Source organism: Corynebacterium glyciniphilum AJ 3170, assembly GCF_007673095.1.
GTDB lineage: Bacteria > Actinomycetota > Actinomycetes > Mycobacteriales > Mycobacteriaceae > Corynebacterium.
Map to the genome: position 1 here is coordinate 39,864 of NZ_VDYZ01000002.1, position 14,659 is coordinate 54,522.

The 14,659-nt window shown below is 67.6% G+C and carries 13 protein-coding genes; 7 read left to right on the forward strand and 6 right to left on the reverse strand.

The annotated features are described in order from the left end of the window. Nucleotides 1-55: 55 nt before the first annotated feature. The 5 genes from FS507_RS02200 to FS507_RS02220 all read right to left on the reverse strand — a co-directional run bounded on the left by FS507_RS02200 (nt 56) and on the right by FS507_RS02220 (nt 5,294). Nucleotides 56-802, reverse strand: a complete 747-nt coding sequence (locus FS507_RS02200) for an ABC transporter ATP-binding protein (RefSeq protein ID WP_145941215.1) — start codon at nt 800-802, stop codon at nt 56-58. After that, on the reverse strand, nt 781-1,662 hold the full coding sequence (locus tag FS507_RS02205; protein WP_145941216.1) for an ABC transporter permease: 882 nt from the start codon (nt 1,660-1,662) through the stop codon (nt 781-783). The genes FS507_RS02200 and FS507_RS02205 overlap by 22 nt, the downstream gene beginning before the upstream one ends. Then, a complete protein-coding gene (locus FS507_RS02210; protein WP_222121377.1) occupies nt 1,659-2,714 on the reverse strand; it encodes an ABC transporter substrate-binding protein in 1,056 nt (351 codons plus the stop codon). Before FS507_RS02210 ends, FS507_RS02205 begins: the two co-directional genes overlap by 4 nt. Further along, complete coding sequence (locus FS507_RS02215; RefSeq protein ID WP_145941217.1) at nt 2,711-3,946, reverse strand: LLM class flavin-dependent oxidoreductase; 1,236 nt, start codon at nt 3,944-3,946, stop codon at nt 2,711-2,713. The genes FS507_RS02210 and FS507_RS02215 overlap by 4 nt, the downstream gene beginning before the upstream one ends. Before the next feature lie 88 nt (nt 3,947-4,034). Continuing rightward, nucleotides 4,035-5,294 carry an MFS transporter gene (locus FS507_RS02220; RefSeq protein ID WP_145941429.1) on the reverse strand — a complete coding sequence of 420 codons (1,260 nt, stop codon included), beginning with the start codon at nt 5,292-5,294 and terminating at the stop codon, nt 4,035-4,037. A gap of 293 nt (nt 5,295-5,587) precedes the next feature. On the opposite strand from FS507_RS02220, the gene FS507_RS02225 reads away from it, so the two are divergent. From FS507_RS02225 to FS507_RS17510, 7 genes are all read left to right on the forward strand, one after another. Continuing rightward, nucleotides 5,588-6,931 (forward strand): monooxygenase, encoded by a 1,344-nt coding sequence (locus FS507_RS02225; protein ID WP_145941218.1) that lies wholly within the window; start codon nt 5,588-5,590, stop codon nt 6,929-6,931. After that, nucleotides 6,928-8,388, forward strand: a complete 1,461-nt coding sequence (locus FS507_RS02230) for an LLM class flavin-dependent oxidoreductase (RefSeq protein WP_145941219.1) — start codon at nt 6,928-6,930, stop codon at nt 8,386-8,388. Before FS507_RS02225 ends, FS507_RS02230 begins: the two co-directional genes overlap by 4 nt. Further along, on the forward strand, nt 8,385-9,656 hold the full coding sequence (locus FS507_RS02235) for an acyl-CoA dehydrogenase family protein (RefSeq protein WP_145941220.1): 1,272 nt from the start codon (nt 8,385-8,387) through the stop codon (nt 9,654-9,656). The genes FS507_RS02230 and FS507_RS02235 overlap by 4 nt, the downstream gene beginning before the upstream one ends. Before the next feature lie 110 nt (nt 9,657-9,766). Next, a complete protein-coding gene (locus FS507_RS02240; RefSeq protein ID WP_145941221.1) occupies nt 9,767-10,297 on the forward strand; it encodes a flavin reductase family protein in 531 nt (176 codons plus the stop codon). A 13-nt stretch (nt 10,298-10,310) separates the two neighbouring features. Continuing rightward, nucleotides 10,311-11,414: a dimethylsulfone monooxygenase SfnG gene (gene sfnG, locus FS507_RS02245; protein ID WP_145941222.1), complete on the forward strand. Its 1,104-nt coding sequence runs from the start codon at nt 10,311-10,313 to the stop codon at nt 11,412-11,414. Continuing rightward, nucleotides 11,411-12,496, forward strand: a complete 1,086-nt coding sequence (locus FS507_RS02250) for an acyl-CoA dehydrogenase family protein (protein WP_145941223.1) — start codon at nt 11,411-11,413, stop codon at nt 12,494-12,496. The genes sfnG and FS507_RS02250 overlap by 4 nt, the downstream gene beginning before the upstream one ends. A gap of 43 nt (nt 12,497-12,539) precedes the next feature. After that, complete coding sequence (locus FS507_RS17510) at nt 12,540-13,856, forward strand: hypothetical protein (protein ID WP_222121378.1); 1,317 nt, start codon at nt 12,540-12,542, stop codon at nt 13,854-13,856. Nucleotides 13,857-13,879: 23 nt separating this feature from the next. Here the strand turns inward: FS507_RS17510 and FS507_RS02265 are convergent, their stop codons facing one another. Beyond that, on the reverse strand, nt 13,880-14,605 hold the full coding sequence (locus FS507_RS02265) for a GNAT family N-acetyltransferase (protein ID WP_145941226.1): 726 nt from the start codon (nt 14,603-14,605) through the stop codon (nt 13,880-13,882). Nucleotides 14,606-14,659: the final 54 nt, after the last annotated feature.

Sequence of the window (14,659 nt, forward strand, 5' to 3'; positions counted from 1 at the left end):
ACCACCAGGGCGATGATCAGCGGCCCGACGCTCCGTCTCCGCCGCGTCTCTCATGTCACGAGTGCGCCACAGCCTCCACCCCGAGCTCCGCCAGCAGTCTCCCCCGCAGGTCGACAGGGGTACCGTCCGTGCCGTCCGTCGACAGCTCAAGGCTCAGGCTCCCCTCGCTGAGCACCACCACCCGGTCGGCGAGGGCGAGCGCCTCGTCGACGTCGTGGGTGATCATCAGCACCGACGGCCGGTGACGGGCAACGAGGTCCCGCAGCAGTCCGTGCATCCGGATCTTGGTCAGGGCATCCAGAGCACCGAACGGCTCATCGGCCAACAACAGCTCCGGTTCCCTGACCAGCGCCCGGGCCAGTGCGGCGCGCTGCTGCTCACCACCAGACAGTTCGACCGGCCAGGCACGTCCACGACCTGACAATCCGACCTCTGCGAGTGCATCGCGGACATTCCTCGTGGTCACCCCGCCCGACGGCAGGCCGAAGGCGACGTTCTGGGCGATGCGGAGCCACGGCACGAGCCGGGAATCCTGGAATACCACCGACACCCGCTCGGGCACCTCGACCACGCCGTGGCCCGTGACATCGCCGTCCAGCCCGGCGAGTGCACGCAGCAAGGTCGATTTCCCGGACCCGCTGCGTCCCAGTAGTGCAACGAACTCGCCGGCGGCGATGTCCAGGTCGATCCCCGCCAGGATGTCGGCGGTTCCGTCGAAGGAACGGTGGAGATTCCGCACACTGACCGTGCCCGGTGCCGGGATCGTCCCCCCGCCCGCATTCAGCTGATCGTCCGTCGCCATGACAACGCCCTCCGTCCTACTGCGCGAAGTGCTGCGTCGGCAGCGACACCGAGCACTGCATAGGTGACCAGGCCGACGACGATGATCTCCGTCTGCCCGTAGTTCGACGCCAGGGTGATCATGTAGCCCAGTCCCGACGTCGTGTTCACCTGCTCCACGACGACCAGAGCCAGCAGACCGGCGGTCACTCCGTACCGCAGCCCCAGGATCACACCGGGCATCGAGCCGGGGAGGATCACCCGTCGCAGGAACTCCACGCGACCGACCTCCAGGGTGCTGGCGAGTTCGACGAACCTCCGGTCGATCGACCGGAGTCCGTCGAAGGTGTTCATGTACACCGGGATCACCGTGGCCAGGGCAATGGTGGTGACCTTCATTTCCTCACCTATCCCGAACCACAGGATCAATAGCGGCATCAGGGCCAGCGTCGGGATCGACCGTTTGACCTGGACCGGACCGTCAATCAGTGATTCTCCCCAGCGGGACAGCCCGGCCGCGGTGGCCAGGATGACGCCGGCGACGATCCCCAGGGCGATGCCGGCGGCCGCACGGGTCAACGACGCCACCAGTGATTCCTGGAGCCTCCCTGACTCCACGAGGTCCGCGCCGGCCACCACGACCTGCCAGGGAGCCGCCATGATCCGCGGGTCGATCAGCCCTGTCGCCGACCCGCCGGCCCACGCCAGAAGGAGAATCAGGACTCCGAGTCCACGGCCGAGTGTCAGGCGGCCTCCGGGCCCGTAGTTCCGGCGCCGGGGCCGGACGTCCTCCGGTCCGTCACCCGCAGACCCCGGGGGCGGGGCAGGTGGTCGCTGCGACGGATCATTCGTTCCTACGGTGTGCTCCAGTATGGTGGTCATGCCGACAACTCCTCGGGTTCGAAACGTCGGTCGTAGAGGTCGTCGACCTCGATCTCCGGATGGTCCTGTTCCCGCGACAGCAGGTCCGCGGTCGCCTGGTGTTCGCTGATCAGCCCGTCCCAGTTCTGCGGAACCGTGAAGTCCCCCTGCCGGTCGACGACATACCGGGCGTCCTCTTCCGAGAGCCCCTGGTGGTCGACGAGGTAGAGGTCCGCGTACTCCTCGCGGTGGTCGTTGATCCACAGGTTGAGTTTGTTCCAGACCTGCACATACTGCTTGAGTGCCGCGGTCTTCTTCCCGTCCTGCAGCGTGGTGGTCGGCACGTACAGGTGCCAGGGGTCGTCGGGCACCCCGGGGGCGATGGTGCTCGCCCCGTCCTGTTCGTATTTCGCCAGGTAGGACCGAGCCTGTTCGATGCCGAGCGGGGCGACGTCCACCTCCCCCTTGGCGATGACGTTGACGAAGGTGTCGTCGGTACTCTGCAGTTCCACAAGGTCGACGTCGTCCTGGGACAGGCCCGCCTCCTCGAGGACCCGCAGCACCAGCGCCCCCTGCGCCTGTCCCGGACTGTAGGCGATACGCTTGCCCTTCAGGTCAGCCGGCTCGCGGACATCGGCACCCGGCGCGACCCCCAGCTCGTAGGTCGGGTGCTCCAGCGGGTCGACGGTGCGGCGCGCGGAGACGATCCGCACCGGTGTGTTCGTCCACGTGGCGAACAGGGGCGGGATGTCGGCGACGGCGCCCACGTCCAGTGCATCGGCGCGGAAGGCCTCGAGGGTTTTCGGTCCGCCGTCGATGTTCGCCCATTCCGGGGTGAAGTCCAGCTCGTCGCTCAGACCGGACGCCTCGAGCGCGACCTGGGTGCGGGGGTCGCCGATGCGCAGGACGGTGTCCTTGTCCACCGCGTCGGAGATCACGGCCGTCTCGTCGTAGTCGTCGCCTCCGTCGCCGGAGCTCACCGCGTTGCAGCCACTGACCGCCAGTGCGGTGAGTGAGGTCAGCGCGACGAGCGTGACCGTCCCGGACGGAGTGTTCTTCCGGACGATTCTCATGCGCTCTTCACCTCCTCCCGGGTCTCAGCGACCGAACCGGAGGCCGAGTCGGAGGTGGACTCGGAGACAAGCGGCCCACCGTGGTGGGTGACCGGGTAACCGCGGCGACGGAGCGCGGGAATGACCCCTTCCCCGACGTGGTAGGTCTCCTCCAGGTGTGGGTATCCGGACAGGACGAACTCGGTGACGCCCTCATGCTGGTACTCGGCGATCAGGTCGGCGACCTCGTCGTAGGATCCGACCAGCGCCGTTCCTGCCCCACCACGGACCAGACCGACGCCGGTCCACAGACCCGGGTGGATCTGCAGGGCGCGGACGTCATCTCCCCTTCGGAAGGCCGAGCCACGGCCGTGGAGTTCGGCGATACGACGTTGGCTCTCGGACTCCGAGGACGCGATCGCCTCCTGGGCCGCCCGGACATCGGACTCGGAGACATGGGTCAGCAGCTGTGCTGCGGCCTCCCACGCCTGATCCGACGTTTCCCGGGCGGTGACGTGTACCCGGAGCCCTCCCCGTGCACCGGGTAGTTCACGGAGCTTCTTCCCGACGTCCCCGGGGCGTTCACCCCAGGTGAGGTAGGTGTCGGCATGGTCGGCGGCGACCCGCACCGCCTCCGGGGAGGATCCGGAGAAGTACACCGGCGGCACAGTCGCCGGACGGACCGGAAGTCTGGCACCCCGGATGTCGACGTGACGTCCGGCGTAGTCGACCGGCTCGGGACTGGTCCAGAGCTGCTTCCACACTTCAAGGTACTCGGCGGTGCGCTCATAACGCTCGGCTTTGGGCACGCGGTCGCCGGTGGCGCGTTGCTGGGCCGGTTCCCCACCCGTGACCAAGTTGATGAGCAACCTGTCTCCGGACAGACGTTGGAATGTGGCGGCGGACTGCGCTTCTTTCAGGGCGGTGGCCAGGCCGGGACGGACCGCCACCAGGAACTTCAACCGGTCCGTGGCGCCGAGCAGGCTGGTGGCTATCAACCAGGGGTCCTCGCACCACAGCCCGACCGGGATCAACACACTGTCGAAACCATTCTGTTCTGCGGCGAGGGCGAGCTGGGTGAGGTACCTGGCATCAACGGCGCGGTCGGGCAGCCCGTCGCGGCCGTGGGCGGCGACCCTGCCCCCGGGGCCACCGCCGACGACGTAGCGTGAGTCGACGAAAGGCGGCAGGTACCAGTGGAAGGTCAGTTCGGGACGGTCAGGGATCTGTGGGGGTTCATCGTGTCGTGGCATAGCACGAGTGAACCACTCTGTCTACTTCTGGCCCTACAGTTCCGTTCCCGCTGAACGAAACAGCCCCCTGACTGCCCCGGGGGCGAACTCAGTGCCCTGCGTACTCGCGCCAGTGCGGTGTGAGCAGTTCATCGTCGATCAGGGTGTTCTTCCCCGCGCGTACCCCGAGCACCCCCATGATCACCGCAATGACCACCAGTGCCACGAGAATCCCGGACCAGTCACCGGTACTCCCGTGGACCAGACCGATGATGAACGGGCCGATACCGGCGATGAAGTACCCCATCGGCTGCACGAAGCCGGACAGACGGGCGGTCACCAGCGATGAACGGCTCCGCGCGGTGATCAGGGCGATCGCCGTCGGGAAACAGAACCCACCGAGGCCGAGCAGTGCCGCCCACAGCAGGGGCGCCGCCGTGGGGGCGAGCAGGACGCCCAGATAACCTCCGGCGGTGAGCAGCGCGAACACCAACGGGAACGGTGCGAGGCTCCGCGCCCGGTCAATGACCGTGGGCATCACGATACCGCCGAGGATGTTGAAGGCGCCGATCATCGCCAGAGCGACACTTCCCACGTCGCGGGAGACGCCGGAGTCCACGTAGATCTGCGGCAGCCATCCCATCTGCAGGTACGCGTTCATCGCCTGGACCCCGAAGAACAGGGTGAGGAACACCGCTGTCGGCGATCGCCACAGGGAGGTCCGGGACAGCTTCTCGACCTCCTCCGGTGTCGGTTGAGGCAGAGGCGACGGTATCGCGTCGCTGCCGGACTTCCTACCCTGGGTACCCGGGAAATCCGATCCGGTACGGAATGCCACGACCACCCAGACCAGCACCTGGGCCAGGCAGAGGAACGCCCACACGAACAGCGCCCACTTCCAGGAGTCGTCGCCGTCGAACCACAGGTCGGACAACGGCCCCGCTGCACCCGACAGCCCCAACAGGGCGCTGTAGACCGTCATCAGTGCCACGGTCCGTCGTCCCCCGTAGTTCTTCGCCCACGCCGGAATCAGCACATTGCCCAGGGCAATGCCGGCGACCACCAGTCCGGTCAGCACGATGAACACCGCCATGGCGCCGACCCACGGACGCACTGCCAGGCCCACCAGGGACACGATCATGCCGACGAGGATGGTGCGGCTCAACCCCAGCCGGCGGGCCAAAGGCACCGCGCACAGCCCCATCACACCGAAGAGCACGCCCGGGAGAGCCGTGATCAGGCCGGCGTAGGAGCTCGACGTGCCGAAGGCCTCGAGGACGTCGGACAGCACCGGGCCGAGTGAGGCGATACCGGCGCGCAGGTTCACGGCGGCGACCGCCACCGCGATGAATGCGAGGACGACCGGGATCACCGGGCCGCCCGGCAGTCCACGACGTGCATCCTTCTGCACCGTCTGCTGGCTGTCTGCCTGGCTACCCGCCTGGCTGCTGTCGGCCACCGTTACCGTCCTCCTGGATCATCTCGTCGTCAGAACCCCTGCAAACCTACTCCCCGGCGGTCAGGGCGGAAACTCCGGGCAGTGGCGGGAGCCTCCTCACGCGCGCCGCGTATTACCCTCCGGCAACCGACGCGGTCAAGAGTTCTCCACAGCACGTGACGAACGGTGTCGCACCGCGACCGGTGTTCCTACGATCCCGGGTCATGACAGATACTCAAGAACCCACGTCCCCCGTCCCCTCCATCGCCGTCGTCGGCGCCGGCCTCACCGGAGTCAACGCCGCACTGGCGTTCCAGAACCAGGGGTGGCAGGTCGACCTCTACAGTAACCGTTCCCGTTCCTCGCTCCGCGATGATCTCCCCGCCACCGGCACCGCCATCCTCTTCGGAAACTCCCGCGTGCCGGACCGCACGATCACCGACGACCGCTACGCCGGGTCACCCACGGCCCAGTTCACCGCAAGCTCAGTGGGCATCGCCGGGGCTCCGCCGGACGCCTCGTTCACCGCCCGGTTCACCTACGAGGCCCAGTCGGTCGACCCACGCCTCCGCACCGACGACCGCCTCGGGGAGTTCCTCGACAACGGGGCCGCCAGCCGGTTCATCGTCGACGAGGTCACGCCCGAGTCCCTGGACGCCATCGCCGCCGAACACGACGTCACTTTCGTCGCGACCGGAAAAGCGGGACTCGCCGACATCTTCGAGACGGATCTCGAACGCACACCCTACGACTCCGCGCAGCGTTACCTGCTCACCGTCACCGCCCACGGGCTCCCCGTCGACCATGTCTTCCGCGGACGCGGCAGCACGGTTCCCGGCGGTCTGCTGTCCCTGCACGAGGACGGCGAGATCTTCGTCGGACGCCACCTGCACAAGGACAGTACCAGCTCTCACGACGACTCTGACCACGTCTCTGACGACACCTGGGTGATCCTGGCGTGGGCCAGGCCCGGCACCGCCACGGAGGAAGCATTCCGTTCAGCGACCGACGCCGGGGAAGCCCTCGACGTGCTGCAGGCCCTGCATCACCGCGAGTTCCCGGATGTCGCCGACGACATCGACCGACTGCGCCCCATCGACGCCGACGCGCACTCCTGGCTCAAGGGCGCGGTGACTCCGCGTGTCCACCGGCCCACCGCCCGCACGGCAGGTGGACACCTCGTCGCGACACTAGGCGACACCGCCGTCGCCGTCGACCCGATCGCCGGGCAGGGTGCCCAGCTCGGGACCTACCAGGTGGCCGGGTTGCGCGACGGCCTACGTACCGCGCTCGACGAGGGGCGGGGGTGGGACGAGGATCTGCTCACCGAACTCTTCGAACACCACTGGCGGGAGCATGCCGAAGCCGGCGTCGAGGTGACGTCGCTCTTCCTCGGGGATCCGTTGTTCACTGATGTGGCACAGGAGTTCTTCGCCTCCGCCGCCACCGACCCTGCCGCCGCCACGGCCCTGTTCAGTCTGTTCTCCGACCCTTCACCTGCACTGATCCTGCGTACCGCCGCCGACGTGCAGAGCTTCGTGGCCTCCTTCCGGGAGGCTGCGGCATGAGCGCACTGAACCCGTACAACCCGGACAGCCCATACAGCCCGGCGGCGACACCACGACGTCGCATCCGGTTCAACGCCTTCGAGATGAGCTGTGTGGTCCACCAGTCCCCCGGGCTCTGGCGGCATCCGGAGGACCAGTCACGCCGCTACAACGACCTGGGGTACTGGACCTCGTTGGCGAGGACGCTGGAGGACGGACTGTTCGACGGCATCTTCCTGGCCGACGTCCTCGGCGTGTATGACCTGTACGGTGCCTCGTCGGAGGCCGCGTTGCACTCTGGTGCGCAGATCCCGGTCACCGACCCGCTCCCCCTGATCAGCGCCATGGCCGCGGTCACCGACCACCTCGGGTTCGGGTTGACCACGGGGACCGCCTTCGAGCACCCCTTCCCGTTCGCCCGTCGCATCAGCACCCTCGACCATCTCACCGGTGGTCGGCTGGGGTGGAATGTGGTGACCGGATACCTCCCCTCCGCCGCGGAGAACACGCAGTCACATGGGCAGCTCGACACCTTCGACCACGACGCCCGCTACGACCACGCCGACGAGTACCTCGACGTCCTCTACAAGCTGTGGGAAGGTTCCTGGGAAGACGATGCAGTCCGTGCCGACCCCGTGAGCGGTGTCTACACCGATCCGGGGAAAGTCCATCCCGTCCGTCACCGTGGTGCCCATTACACGGTGCCGGGCATCCATGTGTCCGCGCCGTCACCCCAGCGCACACCGGTGATCTTCCAGGCTGGTGCATCCGACCGCGGGAGCACATTCGCCGCCACCCACGCGGAGTCCGTGTTTGTCGCAGCTCCGACACCGCAGAAACTCGCCGGTGTCGTGGAGACGCTGACGCAGAAACTGCACGACACCGGGCGTACCCGCGAGGACGTGGTGATATACGCCCTGCTCACAGTCATCACCGACAGCACCGATGACAAGGCACGGGCGAAGGCCGAAGACTACCGCTCCTACGTCGACCCGGAGGGGTCGTTGACTCTGATGTCCGGATGGATGGGGGTGGACTTCTCCACGTTCGACCTGGACGCCCCGGTCGCCGGCATCAGGTCCAATGCGATCCAGTCCGCGGTCGCGGCGTTCCAGTCCGCCGCCGGCGAGGACGGTGCCGAGTGGACCGTACGCGAGCTGGCGGAATTCGGCGGTATCGGAGGGCTCGGTCCAGTGCTCGTCGGTTCCGGCGAGAGCATCGCCGACCAACTGGAGTACTGGGTCGACACCACGGGGATCGACGGATTCAACCTCGCCTACGCCGTCACTCCGGGAACCTTCCAGGACGTCATCGACCATGTCGTCCCCGTCCTGCAGGACCGTGGCGAGTACCCCACCAGCCACACAGCCGGCACCCTCCGTCAGCGGTTGTTCAACCGCGGCGACCGGGTCCCCGGCAACCATCCGGCGCACTTCGCCAGAGCACGACTCAACGACACCGAAGGAGTACGGACATGACCATCTCCCGCACGACCCCCGTCAGTGACGCACAGCTCACGGAGGTGTTCGGCCCAGTCTTCGCCCGCATCGCCGAAGACGCCGCCGACCGTGACAACCGTCGCGAGCTGCCTACCGAAGCCATCGCGCTCCTACGCAACGCGGGTTTCGGGACTCTGCGGATCCCCACCGACCGTGGCGGGTTCGGGGCGACACTGCGCCAGACATTCTCACTGCTCATCGACCTGGCCGCGGCAGACCCGAATCTCACGCAGGCCCTGCGGGTCCACTTCTCCACCGTGGAAGGATTCCTCGCGGCAGTGAACTCCACCGACCCGACCAGCGCCAGTGCTGCAGAAGCCGCAGAAGCCGGTCTCCATGCCGTCGTCAACGGGACACTCTTCGGAAACGCCATCTCCGAGCGTGGGGTCGGAGCTGCTGAGCGCTACCAGACGAGACTCACCCGGCGCAGCACGGACGGCACCGACGGAACAGACGGATACGTCCTCAACGGGACGAAGTACTACAGCACAGGCAGCCTCTTCGCCGACCTCATCGTCGTCGCCGCTGACCTCGACGGTGAACGCGTGACCGTCACCGTGCCGGTCACCGCAGAGGGTGTACACCAGATCGATGACTGGGACGGCTTCGGTCAACGAGTGACGGGATCTGGCACGACGATCTTCGACAATGTGCCGGTGGACACTGGCGCAGTCACCGCCGGCGGCTACGGCACCGGCGGACGGACCCCGGACACTGCGTTCCTGCAGCTGTTCCACCTGGCGGCCCTGTCGGGCATCGTCCGGCGCGCTGCCGATGACGCCCGGGACCACGTCGCCCGGCGCGAGCGTACCTACTCCCACGCTCCCGCCGACCTTCCCCGCGAAGACCCGTTGGTGCAGGCCGTCCTGGGCCGGATCAACGCCGCGGCCTTCGCTGCGCGCGCAACCACGCTGGCGGTGGCGGACCTCATTGCTCGGGCCGTAGACGGAACGGGCGAAGAGGTCGACGCAGCCGAACTAGCGGCTGCCGAGGCCCAGGTCGTCCTGATACCGCTGGTCCTCGACGCGGTCAACGAACTCTTCGAGACCGGCGGTGCATCCCTGGCCTCGGGTGCACTGAATCTCGACCGGCACTGGCGGAACGCCCGGACCCTCGCCCAGCACAACCCCGCCGTATACAAGCAGCAGGCGATCGGGAAATACGCTCTCACCGGGGACAGCTCAGCACTTCCCTACGCCTGGAGTGCCGGAGTCCGTGGGGCGTCGGACGTTCCATTCACCCCTTAGAAGAATGCTGGCACCCCGGATAGACCGCATGGTCTACTCGGAGGTGCCGGTGACGTAGCGCGCCGGCATCCCGCACCCTACCCCGGCCAAACCACACAGGAGCACACCCCATGACCTTGCCGACCCAGCCGACCCAGCCGACACACACAGCCGCCGCAACCAGCCCGCTGACACCGACGTCGCTGCGCAGCGCATGGGCGTCCATCCCGACCCCGATCACCACCGTCGCCGCAGTCATCGACGGGCATCCGGTCGGCCTGATCGTCGGGTCCTACGTGGGACTATCCCTGGAACCCGCACTGGTCGCGGTCAGTGTCCAGAAGAGCTCGCGAACCTGGCCTCTGCTCCGCACAGCGGAGCACCTGGGGATCTCCGTGCTCACCCGCGCCCACCAGGGGCACGTCCGTCAGCTCGCCGGCCCGGTCGAGACCCGTTTCGACAGCGTCGGCTGGCAGACGGACCGTGGTGCCGTCCTGGTCGACGATGCCGCCGTCCACCTCACCGGACACGTCATCGACGACATCGACACCGGCGACCACATCACCGCCGTCCTGCAAATCGACCGCGTGCATGAGGAAGCCCCCTCGGAGACCCCGCTGGTCTTCCACGGGTCCCAGGTCACCGTCGTCGGAGAGCTCTGAGGAACCCCCGGCCATGTCCACAGCAACCACACGCGCCGCCCAGGACCTCCAGTTCGCCTACTGGACGCCGAACGTCTCCGGCGGGCTGGTCGTCTCTGAGGTCGAACAACGCACCGACTGGGGTATCGACTACAACCGCACCCTCGCACGCACCGCCGAACAGGTCGGATTCGACTATGCCCTGACCCAGGTCCGGTACCTCGGGTCCTACGGCGCTGAGTCCCAGCACGAGTCGGTGAGTTTCTCCCTGTCGCTGCTCGACGCCACCGAACGTCTCAAGGTCATCGCCGCCGTCCACCCCGGTTTCTGGCAGCCCGCGGTCCTGGCGAACCTGGCCACCACTGCCAGTGAGATTCACGACGGCCGTTTCGCGCTCAACGTCGTCTCCGGGTGGCTGAAGGACGAATTCCGGAGGTTCGGTGAGCCCTGGCTCGAACATGATGAACGCTACCGTCGCTCGGCCGAATTCCTGCAGGTCCTGCGAGCCGTGTTCACCGAGTCCCCGGCGAACTTCCAGGGCGACTTCTACCGGCTGCACGACTACACCATCAGCCCCCGTCCGACTGTGGCCCCCGAGCTGTTCCAGGGCGGGAACTCCACGGCCGCACAGGCCAACGGCGGCGCCTACGCCGACTGGTACTTCATCAACGGTGCCCCCGTCGACGAGCTCGCGGTGCAGATCGACAAGGTCCGACACCACGCCGATGCGGCCGGACGGGAGACCCGTATCGGGGTCAACGCCTTCGTCATCCTCGAGGACACCGAAAAACAGGCACACGACAAACTGCGCCACATCGTGGACAACGCCTCCCATGCCGCTGTCGACGGATTCCGCGAGTCAGTGAAACAGGCCGGACAGTCCACGTCCGACGGGCAGGGAATGTGGGCCAACTCCACCGTCGAGGACCTCGTCCAGTACAACGACGGGTTCCGCACCGGTCTGATCGGCACGAGGGAACAGGTGGAGGAACGCATTGACCAGCTGCGGCGTATCGGTGTGGACCTCATCCTCACCGGCTACCTGCACTTCCAGGAGGAGGTCGAGCGCTTCGGACGGGAGGTCATCCAGCCGTTACGTGCCGGCACCGCAGCGCAGCCGGTCCCCGCCACGTCATGAACGCCACCGGCAGGAACGACACCGGGCGCGCGGGTGCCGTCCGAGACGCCGTGGTACGACTCAGACGGTCCGGCCTGCTCGCTGCGACCGTCCCCACCCGGCTCGGCGGTCCGGAACTCCCCGCCTCGGTCATCGCCGAGGTATGCCGCATCCTGGCGTCCGGGGACGGGTCCCTGGGCCAGATCCCGCAGAGCCACATGACCTTCAGCCGGTGGCTGTTCACCGGGAGCCATCCCCATGATGAAGAGCGGTGGGCCCGCCGCCTCCTCGACGGCACACTCATCGCCAACGCCCAGGCCGAGGAGACACCGGTCGTTCTCGAGAACAACCGCCTGAACGGCCGGAAGGTGTTCTGCACCGGCTCCGCCTACGCCGACGTTCTCGCCGTCACTGCCCGGCACCCCGGTCAGGACGACCAGAGCCTCGTCGTCTTCCTCCCCGTGGACGCCCCCGGGGTGACCGTCCTCGACGACTGGACGGCCCTGGGGCAGGAGTACACCACGTCCGGCACCGTCATTCTGCAGGACGTCGAGGTAGGCGCAGACGACATCCGGCACACGTCCGTGTCGGCGTCCGTGTCGAGGTCCGTGTCGAGGTCCTCACCCCTCACGCCTCCTGCGTACGGAGCCTTCGCCCAACTGCTGCACACTGCCATTGACGTGGGCATCTCCGGCTCCGCCCTGGATGCCGCCCTGGAGATCGCACACTCCCGTGACCCGGATCCGCTCACGGCCCACGTGGCGGGGGAACTTGTCGCACAGCAGTTTGCGGCCGAGGCCGTCCTCGAGAAAGCAGGACGCTCGGTCGACGAGGTCTGGTCAGGTACCGCACCGGGCGCCTCCGCGTCCCTCGATGTCGCCGCGGCCAAGGCCGTGACCGGTGCCCTGACCGTCGACCTGGCGTCCCGGATCTTCGAGCTCACCGGCACAGGAGGAGCGACGGGTGACCGCGGCCAGGCGCTCGCACGACACTGGCGTGACCTGCGCACCCACACGCTCCACGACCGACGCCGTGAGAAACTCACGGTGATCGGCCGGGCTGCACTGAGTGGCGACGATCCCGTGCCCGGACGCCGTCTGTGACCTCGATGCCGTCGGGGCCCGGACAGCCGGTAACCTGCAGGGCATGACTTTCAGGGTTCCCGCGGTACCGACCTCCGCCGTCTACTGGACGACGCTCGACACCACCGCGCCCGTCGAGGATGCCGACCTCCGGTTCCTCGTCGCCGGACTGATGGACGCGCACGGCGCGTTGCGCGCCGTGCTGACCGGAGACGGCGCCGATTGTGTGGTGACGGTCCCCGACGGGGTCCGGTTCTCCCCGGCCAACATCATCGCAGCGGACCGCACCGGCCCAGGCGACCTGGCGGCGTCTCTGGACCCGGCGAACGGCCAGGTGTGGCGGGTCAGTCTGCTGTCGGAGACACGGGTGCTGCTGTGTGTGCACCGGGGGGTCATCGACGCCGAATCCTGGTCGACACTGGTCACTGATGCCCGGATGCTCCTGGACGGGAGAGCCGTCGCTCCCGGTGGTGCCTGGGGTCCACAGGCGGAGATGAATCCGCCCGCTGCCTTCGCCGGCGGCGGTCCGTCAACGTACAAGACCTTCGACGTCAGCGACGCCGATGCCCTGCTCGACTTGCTGCCGGCGCAGACAGGCGTCAGCCATGACGAGATCCTCCTGACCGCCGTCATGCTCGCCCGTGCCACCGCCGGAATGCCTGCCGCACCGGTGGCACTGCGGGCTCGGGGACGGACCTCTCCCCTGAGCCCAGGTGTCGGTCGGACGCTGGGGCGCCTCGACCGTCAGTACTCCGTCCCGCACCCCGCGCTCCCGGATGGTGCCGGCGGTGGCCTGTTGACCGGCGGACCCGCCGTCCGACGCACCCTGGAGATGGTCCGTGACGGGTTGCGTCACGGGGAGGAGGGGGCAGCACGACAGGCCACGGACCAGTCGCCCTGCGCGACCGTGGAGGTCAGCTCGGCGAAACTCTCTGTCTCCGGCCCTGTCCGTCCCGTCGACGGCGTCCCGCACGTGATCCTGGGGACACAACGGCTCGCCCGGGTGACGGTGGTCGATGAACGCGGTGGGGCCGGCGGCGTGTTGTTGTGGCCGCACCTCGAGCAGTCGCTGATCAGCCTTGCGGTCCTGGCACGGTTGATCGAGTCGGGGCTGCCGGAGGAGTCCACCGGGCCCACGACCGTTCTCCGGACGACGAATGCGATCAACCTGTTCGGCCCCCGTGCTGTCGACGCCGACTACACCGTGGACCTCACGCAGCTTCCCGAGGTCAACGGATTCCAGGTGGCCAAACGGCTGCAGCGTGAGCGCCCCGGCGGCACGACCATGGTGCGCATGCCCGGTGTCACCGACCCGAAAAGCACCGGAGGCCGGTCCGGGCGGGTGGGCAGCGGGGTCACCGGCCGGTTCATCACCGGCTGAGCCCCACAATCAGGGTCAGAAGCTCAGACCAGGTCGCCATCCTCGGGGGTGCCGTTCAAGCGGGACAGCGGATCGACGCCCACGCCCGGCCAGAAGAACAGCCGGACGCGCCGGTCGGCACGCTGCTGCCACTGTCCGGCGTCCACCCCTCCGCCGCGGCTCATGACCCGGTGGACCCGGTGGTTGCTCACATCAGGTTCGGCCATGACCAGCCGGCACTCCGGGTCGGACTGCAGCAGTCGCGCCGCGAAATCACCGACGAAGGGGCCGAAGATCCCCTTGCCCGTCAACGTGGCCTCGCCGATAGCGACGTGGAATCCGAGGTCGTGGGGTTCAGAGCGGTACGCTTGACCGATTTCGTCTCGTCGCGGGCGGTATATCTCCATGTAGCCCACGTCTTCACATCCGTGTTCACCGTCGTAGGAGAGGATCAGCGGCACGGCGTAGGTGGTCGACAGCTTCGCTCTCCAGTCTGCGGCCCATGTCTCCGCACTCCACGCCTGGTCCCAGGTCTCGACCAGGTGGGGCCGGTTCATCCACGTCGAGACCGTCTCAGCGTCCGTCTCCGGGTCTGCCACACGGAGGGTGATCCCATCCGTACCCTGCAGGTACTCCTCGGGGATCCGGGGCGGGGCGTCGAGGAATTCGCTGTCCGGGAGGTCGGTGCGCAGTCGGTGCAGGACGCTGAGATCCGCTACCCCTGTCTGCGCCATTCCCTCGGTCATGATGTTGTTCTCGGTCACAGTCACTTCCCTCTCCTGCTGGTCATGCAGCACATTTGATACTTAGGGATCCCTACCCTT

What these genes read in the sequence shown, in the direction of transcription:
- FS507_RS02215 (WP_145941217.1), bottom strand. Translation starts at nt 3,946, where the DNA reads ATGCCACGACACGATGAACCCCCACAGATCCCTGACCGTCCCGAACTG.
- FS507_RS02240 (WP_145941221.1), top strand. Translation starts at nt 9,767, where the DNA reads ATGACCTTGCCGACCCAGCCGACCCAGCCGACACACACAGCCGCCGCA.
- FS507_RS17510 (WP_222121378.1), top strand. Translation starts at nt 12,540, where the DNA reads ATGACTTTCAGGGTTCCCGCGGTACCGACCTCCGCCGTCTACTGGACG.
- FS507_RS02235 (WP_145941220.1), top strand. Translation starts at nt 8,385, where the DNA reads ATGACCATCTCCCGCACGACCCCCGTCAGTGACGCACAGCTCACGGAG.
- FS507_RS02205 (WP_145941216.1), bottom strand. Translation starts at nt 1,662, where the DNA reads ATGACCACCATACTGGAGCACACCGTAGGAACGAATGATCCGTCGCAG.
- FS507_RS02200 (WP_145941215.1), bottom strand. Translation starts at nt 802, where the DNA reads ATGGCGACGGACGATCAGCTGAATGCGGGCGGGGGGACGATCCCGGCA.
- sfnG (WP_145941222.1), top strand. Translation starts at nt 10,311, where the DNA reads ATGTCCACAGCAACCACACGCGCCGCCCAGGACCTCCAGTTCGCCTAC.
- FS507_RS02230 (WP_145941219.1), top strand. Translation starts at nt 6,928, where the DNA reads ATGAGCGCACTGAACCCGTACAACCCGGACAGCCCATACAGCCCGGCG.
- FS507_RS02250 (WP_145941223.1), top strand. Translation starts at nt 11,411, where the DNA reads ATGAACGCCACCGGCAGGAACGACACCGGGCGCGCGGGTGCCGTCCGA.
- FS507_RS02225 (WP_145941218.1), top strand. Translation starts at nt 5,588, where the DNA reads ATGACAGATACTCAAGAACCCACGTCCCCCGTCCCCTCCATCGCCGTC.
- FS507_RS02210 (WP_222121377.1), bottom strand. Translation starts at nt 2,714, where the DNA reads ATGAGAATCGTCCGGAAGAACACTCCGTCCGGGACGGTCACGCTCGTC.